The organism is Chitinophaga sp., assembly GCF_036569125.1.
Lineage (GTDB): Bacteria > Bacteroidota > Bacteroidia > Chitinophagales > Chitinophagaceae > Chitinophaga.
Window position 1 is genome coordinate 1 of sequence record NZ_DATCRF010000578.1, and the last position, 6,097, is coordinate 6,097.

Consider the following 6,097-nt stretch of genomic DNA (forward strand, 5'->3'; position numbering starts at 1 on the left):
ATCCTGTACAAACCCTATTATACCTTTCCAACAAAGCCATTGCCACCAGCGGCAACTACCGCCGTTTTTTTGACCAGGGCGGCACCCGCTTTGCCCATACAATTGATCCTGTTTCAGGACAGGCCTTACATAACAATATTGTCAGTGTAACCGTAATTGCCAGGGACTGTATTACGGCAGATGGTTTTGATAATGCCCTTATACTAATGGGGGTGGATAAAGCCCTGGCTTTCCTTCGCCGGTACCCGCAATATGGGCTGGAAGCCTATTTCATTTACAAAGATGCAGCGGGCAAAGTGCAGGAAAAATATTCTCCCGGCTTTAAAAGGTTCATGAACAAACGGTGAGCTAACTGCCCACTGCCTGCTGAAGACTGCCAACTGAGCTGGTAAGCCTTCTTCGCATAAAAAAGCCCCGCCGGCCTTCTGCCAGCGGGGCAACCGATATTTACACGGCTTCCCTCGATAGAATATGGACAAACTTTAGTTGATATGCCAGCGCAAACCAATATTTCCTTGTAACGTACTAAAGTTGGTGATCTCGGCTAATTTGTAGGAAGCGTAGTTGTATTCGATACTTGCATTAAATAATAACGGTGAAGCTTTGCCAAATGGTATATTAATCCCTAATTCCGGGCTGACCATAAAATGCCAGCTGTTATCCTTATCTACAAATTCACCCCAGTATTTTTCGTAATTCATATTGGCCGCTCCTATACCTAACGATGCATAGGGTATAACTATTGCATCCGGCTTGGTAAATTGATATTGTACGGTGGCCAGGGCCGGTATTACCTGCAAGGTACGTGTTTGCACTGCAGAAATATCGCCACCCTTTGTAGGATATACCGCGCGGGGCGCTCTTTCATAAAAATCCTGGAAACCGCTTTTTATACCCACCCCGATCTGGTCGGAGATCATGTATTGCAGGCCGGCCTGCCATCCGCGGAAGCTGGTTTTATCACTATAATCCTTCACAGAACCAAAAGGCTGTGCAATGGAATAATTAATATTAAAAGACAAAGGAGGGCGTACCTGTGCGGATGCAGCCTGCATAACCAGGCACCCTGCTATGATCATGATCCAATTCTTTAAGCGTAACATCGTCTTCAGTTTTAAAGTAACTACTATTATTTCTTCAGGTAAGCTGATTGCGCAAATGCGGCTGACACCATGTTATTAATGTTATTACTGTCCCACACACCGGAACCCCTGAACATCGCATTCCATATAGCATTCAGCTGTTTATCCGCCTGGGCGTTCTTCAGATCCACCAGGTCAATGGATACGGCCCGCTCTTTATAGTACACGGTGTAATAAGCGGGGAAGTAGTAACCATAACCGGGGTAGCCCCAGTAGAACGGATCATAATAACCGCCCCAGCCAGACCAGTAGCCCGCATCATAATAGCTGCTGCTGTAGGTATCGTCAATACGGGTCAGGTTCACGGCCAGCTGCGGTTTTGCGGCTTTATCCACCAGGGTGTAACCTCTTGCCTGCATGGCCGATTTTACAGCTGCTATCAATTGTTTATCGTAGTCTGTAAGGGCACGTTTTGCCTCTGTACCATTGCTGGCCACTGCCACAGAATCTACAATGCTGAAAGTAGCGTAGGAGCTAAAATTTGCTGTACTATCCCGGTTGGTGATATAGATCCGGGATTCTTCGTCCGTCATATCATTCAGCGGATCTTTACGGCAGCTATTGAGGGAAATAAGGGTAGTAAGGGCTACCGCAGCACTCATCATAAACCAAAGTCTTCTCTTTTTCATCTCTCTTGAAATTTAATTAGTTGATCGGATAGCTGATCCTTGCATACAATATTCTCCCTATGCCGCCTCCACAGCTGCAGGTAACCAAACGTGGTTTCCGGAAGTGCATAGAAAATATTGTTCTGCACGGTTTCGCGTTTGTACTCTTCGTGGTTCTAGTGCCTCACCAGATTGATCATACACTAAGTATGCCAAATCCAGTATACGTACGGGTTTGACAGAATTGTTAGGAAAGCTTACCAGCGTTTTATATTCAACGCATTAGAATCCCGTATGGTTACAGAAGTTTATTGTAGAAATGTTAATGTCTTCCTAATATTTTGTTAAGTAGATAACTGATCAGGGTCTTATGTATAACGTATGGTGTTAACTTAAAATTGCTTTAGCTGTGAGTACTTTTTTAAGCTGATCAGGAGAGGTGAAGTGAACGCTTTCTATACCGCAGGCTTCAGCGGCAGTAACATTGCGCAGGTTATCGTCAATAAATAAGGCATCGGCTGCATTAACGTGGTATCGGTTCAACAATAATTCATAAAAACAGGCGTGGGGTTTCCTCATTTTTTCACGGCCGGACACCACAATGCCATCAAACCACTGCAGAAAAGGATATTGGGTAAGCGCTATAGGAAAGGTTTCGTTAGACCAGTTGGTGAGCGCATATAATTTGTACTGGCCGGTGCTTTTAAGCTGCTCCAGGATGGCTACGGTATCATCAATAGTGCCGCCCAGCATTTCTTTCCAGCGGCCGTAATACGCGCGGATCTGCGATTCGTAACCGGGGTATTGCTGTACCAGCAGCTCGGTAGCGTCGGAGAGGGCCCTGCCGGCATCCTGTTCCTCGTTCCAGTCGGAGGTGCAGATATTCCGCAGGAAGTGCTCCGTTTCCGCCGGGGTGGAAAAGATCTTGTTGAACAGGTACCGCGGATTCCAGTCAATGAGCACGGCGCCCAGGTCAAATATGATGGTAGCGTATTGTTTCTGATGGGTTTGCATATATTAAAGATAATAATAAATTAATAATATGGTAGCCCTCTTTTTTATTTATCGGTATCGGTACCCAGCAGCAGCTCGTCGGCCGCATCTTCCAGCAGCTTCAGGTCTACGGAATCGGTGCCGGCAATACCTTCTACGGAGCCTTTGATATGGGCGGCATTCAGCAATACTTTTTCCAGCTGTTTTTCGCGGGCTTTCCAGAGCTTTTCCATGGCTTCCCGCTCTTTTTGTATGGAGAGCTTCATGGCCTGGAAGCCTTCACGGATGGCTTTCCACTGTTCTGCAAACTCGCTGCTGGTAAGGTAGTTGTACAGCATGTGCATTTTATCGCCTTTATTCTCCTGGCTTTTCAGCGCGCTGGCTACTTTCATTACGCCATCGCGCAGCACCAGGGCCAGGGCTTTTACTTCTGTAAAGGTGCAGATCCATATGCCATCGCGGTCGCCAAAGCGGTCCATATCTTTGGGCATGGTTTGGGTAACCAGTATGGCTACATCCGCGCCCTGGCTGCGCATATCCGCTTTCAGCTTTTCTACCCAGTCCTTGGAAAAATCCTTGGTGCGCTTACTTTCATAAATGATCTTGCCACAGTCCTGCCCAAACTGGTTGCGGATGGTTTGTATACAGTCGGCCCCTCTGACGCCTTTGCCTACTTCCAGCACTTCATCAAAAGGGAAGGCGGCCCGCAGCATTTCTTCCAGCACCAGCTCCTGTACTTCGCCCTGCAGCTGCATGGAGCCTTGTTCGGCGCGGCGTTTCATTTCTTCGGCCAGCTTGCGCTGGTCTTCCAGCTGTTTTTCCATTTCGCGCATACGCAGCTGAAATTCTGATTCCCTCAGCTGGCTGCGTTCTGTTTCCTCTTTGCGGATCACTTCTGTAAGCTGGTTGCGTGCCTCCAGGATCTTTCTTTGCATGGCTATTTCCAAAGCTTCTTCCTTATTACGCAGCTCCTGCTCTTTGCGCAGGAATTCCAGCTCCTGGCGGCGGGCCTCCCGCAGCTTCTCTTCCTGCTCCTGGTTAGCCTGCTGCAGCATACGCAGCTGGTTCTCATAATCGGCGCTGAGGTTCTTACGTATATTGTCTGACAGGCTTTCCTGCATTTTTTCTTTTTCCGCAAGCAGGCGTTTATTCAGCTCTTCTTCCTGTGCCTGTTTCTGTAGCTCTATCTGCTGGCGTTGTTGTAACAGCTGTTGTTTTTCGGCTTGTAATCCTTCCATTCGTTTGCGCCACTCCGTCTCCATTTTACCCCGCATTTCCTTTTCAATGTCGGCGGCAAAAGCATCTTCCATCACAAACTGGTGTTTGCAATTAGGGCATGTGATTGATGTTCCCATAATTCAAAAGCAAGAATAGTATTGATTTTATGAATGTAATACAGCACTACGCATTGTATCAGCGTGTAAAGGTAGGTAAAAACAAAAAAGGAAGGAGAACCTTCCCTTCCTGGTTAACATAGCAAAAAACAAACAATAAGGGGCGGGGATTGTGGCAAAGGCATAGGCTTCTTCTTCCAGTTGGAAACGCGCTGTCCGTTGCGTCATCCTGCGTATCGTGTAAAAATCCGGTTGTTAGAATGAATATAATTGATGGTTAAAACTTTGTACTCCGAATTTCGGAAGGGGATGTTAGGTGGAGGTTAAGCGGGGATTAAGGTATTGTTAAGAGGACTATTAACATGGGATGAGTTGTAGCTAACATTTTTAACGTAGTAAGCCCTGATCATGCAGTGTGAGCGGGTGTTATTGGAACTACTGATGTTAGTAGGGTCCATATCTTCCCCAGCATCTTCCTGCGGGCTGTGGAATTGCAAAAGGGAATTTCATCATCACATTGGGTATTCATATAGTGCGTATTTTTTACATGTGAATATCTCCGGGGCAGAATCTTCAGAAAAATTAAACATTATACCTTCACTTGCTGTTAATTAAGTTTGGAACCATTTAAAGTTGTAGGATTTATTCCCGAAGTGCTTATAAATTATTAATAGTATGAATAGATGAGATATGATCCTAAAATGATAAAAAGCAACAATATGTAAGGAAGGCTAACGTTTATGGATCGATGAAAATTGATGAATTAGGTATCTTTTTTGCTATAGATTCTATATGGAAAAGCAACAATTAACAGTGCCCTATAAGGGAAACGAATATGATGTTTATCTGGCAATAGAGAAAAAACCAACGCTTCGCCGTATATCCGCGCAGGTAGGTGGTCAGGATATATTGTTTGTAGCCAATGACCAGGTTTGTTCCCATGCCATTTATCGTGAAAGCATTATAGATGAAGGTTTGTTAACAGAGATCGGCAAACGTATTTGTAACGAGTATTTGTAACCTCTGACATTATTTCAAGAAGCTGCCTTCATCTATTGTTGAAAATATAAAAAGGAGCTTAATTAATGGCCTTTATATCCTCAAAATAGCAAACCCGCCAGAATGGCGGGTTCTTTTTTGGTATTTTCTTCATACTCACCGCTTGCTTTCATTTCGGCAATAGCTTCTTCTACATCCCCGCTGCTTATTTCCCGCCAAATGCCCACCGAAATATTTAGGAAGGTGTAGCAGAAGTCTGCTTCACCATCGTCAATGGGGCCATTGTTGCTGGCAGTGAGCAGCGCTATCAGGTTATCTGCACCTACCTGAAACGGATCAACGCCATAAATGGATAATTTCGTTAAAGCAGGAACGGGCCATTGATAAATTCTATGAACTCAACTTCCCCTTTTTTATCAAGGTCTATCCTTAGCTCATATTTATCGTAATACAATTGCACTGCTTTATCATAATACAATTGCGCTGCATTGGATGGTTGGGAGGGGGGCCCAGCAATGCTTCCACTGCGGTTTTTGAAAAGCCCAGGTTAAGCCTGCCAATGTGCTCTATCTCTATTCCGCTTAATGGAATTATTTCAATAGCTATCATTTAATGGTCCGGTGGTTTTTATTACCGGCATTAATTTAATAAATATTTCAGCACTTGCTTATTCCCTCCCACAGGCTTTCTGTACAGGAAAATGACTCTTGTAATCACAGGCACGTTAACGTTATCCACGAAGCCAATGCCATATACCGATTCCTGTCAGCACCGCGGTTATGTGCGCATTCCGGCATAAACAGCGCGGTTTGCGTTTTCTCTGCAGGTCTTCTATTTCATCATAAAACACCAGCGGCAGCCGGTGAGGTATAACATTCGGAGGAGAGAAATAGATCTTTCCGTTTACCTCCCGGATGCCCTGATCATTGGCTTTGTGGCATGCCTGCTATTTGGGTTTGCCTTCTATCCGAAAGATGCGTAAAAATTAAAGTGTAGGCATTGGCTTGTTTACGCATTACAG

6 protein-coding genes are annotated in these 6,097 nt (G+C 45.2%); 2 read left to right on the forward strand and 4 right to left on the reverse strand.

Annotation, left to right across the window (positions count from 1 at the left end):
* Window positions 1-347: FAD:protein FMN transferase (locus VIM87_RS21735; protein ID WP_331999041.1), on the forward strand; the 347-nt coding region annotated here is incomplete at its 5' end.
* A 135-nt stretch (window positions 348-482) separates the two neighbouring features.
* Here VIM87_RS21735 and VIM87_RS21740 read toward each other — a convergent pair.
* The 4 genes from VIM87_RS21740 to VIM87_RS21755 all read right to left on the reverse strand — a co-directional run bounded on the left by VIM87_RS21740 (window position 483) and on the right by VIM87_RS21755 (window position 4,053).
* Complete coding sequence (locus tag VIM87_RS21740) at window positions 483-1,079, reverse strand: outer membrane beta-barrel protein (RefSeq protein WP_331999042.1); 597 nt, start codon at window positions 1,077-1,079, stop codon at window positions 483-485.
* A 50-nt stretch (window positions 1,080-1,129) separates the two neighbouring features.
* A complete protein-coding gene (locus VIM87_RS21745; RefSeq protein WP_331999043.1) occupies window positions 1,130-1,771 on the reverse strand; it encodes a DUF4136 domain-containing protein in 642 nt (213 codons plus the stop codon).
* Window positions 1,772-2,137: 366 nt separating this feature from the next.
* Window positions 2,138-2,764, reverse strand: coding sequence for an HAD family phosphatase (locus tag VIM87_RS21750; RefSeq protein ID WP_331999044.1), 627 nt, complete (start codon window positions 2,762-2,764; stop codon window positions 2,138-2,140).
* A 44-nt stretch (window positions 2,765-2,808) separates the two neighbouring features.
* Window positions 2,809-4,053, reverse strand: a complete 1,245-nt coding sequence (locus VIM87_RS21755; protein WP_331999045.1) for a DUF2130 domain-containing protein — start codon at window positions 4,051-4,053, stop codon at window positions 2,809-2,811.
* Window positions 4,054-4,869: 816 nt separating this feature from the next.
* Between VIM87_RS21755 and VIM87_RS21760 the strand changes: the two genes are divergently transcribed.
* On the forward strand, window positions 4,870-5,097 hold the full coding sequence (locus VIM87_RS21760; RefSeq protein ID WP_217606349.1) for a hypothetical protein: 228 nt from the start codon (window positions 4,870-4,872) through the stop codon (window positions 5,095-5,097).
* The last annotated feature ends 1,000 nt before the right edge of the window (window positions 5,098-6,097 follow it).

Coding starts and splice junctions, on each gene's coding strand:
- VIM87_RS21745 (WP_331999043.1), bottom strand. CDS start 1,771: ATGAAAAAGAGAAGACTTTGGTTTATGATGAGTGCTGCGGTAGCCCTT.
- VIM87_RS21750 (WP_331999044.1), bottom strand. CDS start 2,764: ATGCAAACCCATCAGAAACAATACGCTACCATCATATTTGACCTGGGC.
- VIM87_RS21760 (WP_217606349.1), top strand. CDS start 4,870: ATGGAAAAGCAACAATTAACAGTGCCCTATAAGGGAAACGAATATGAT.
- VIM87_RS21755 (WP_331999045.1), bottom strand. CDS start 4,053: ATGGAAGATGCTTTTGCCGCCGACATTGAAAAGGAAATGCGGGGTAAA.
- VIM87_RS21740 (WP_331999042.1), bottom strand. CDS start 1,079: ATGATCATAGCAGGGTGCCTGGTTATGCAGGCTGCATCCGCACAGGTA.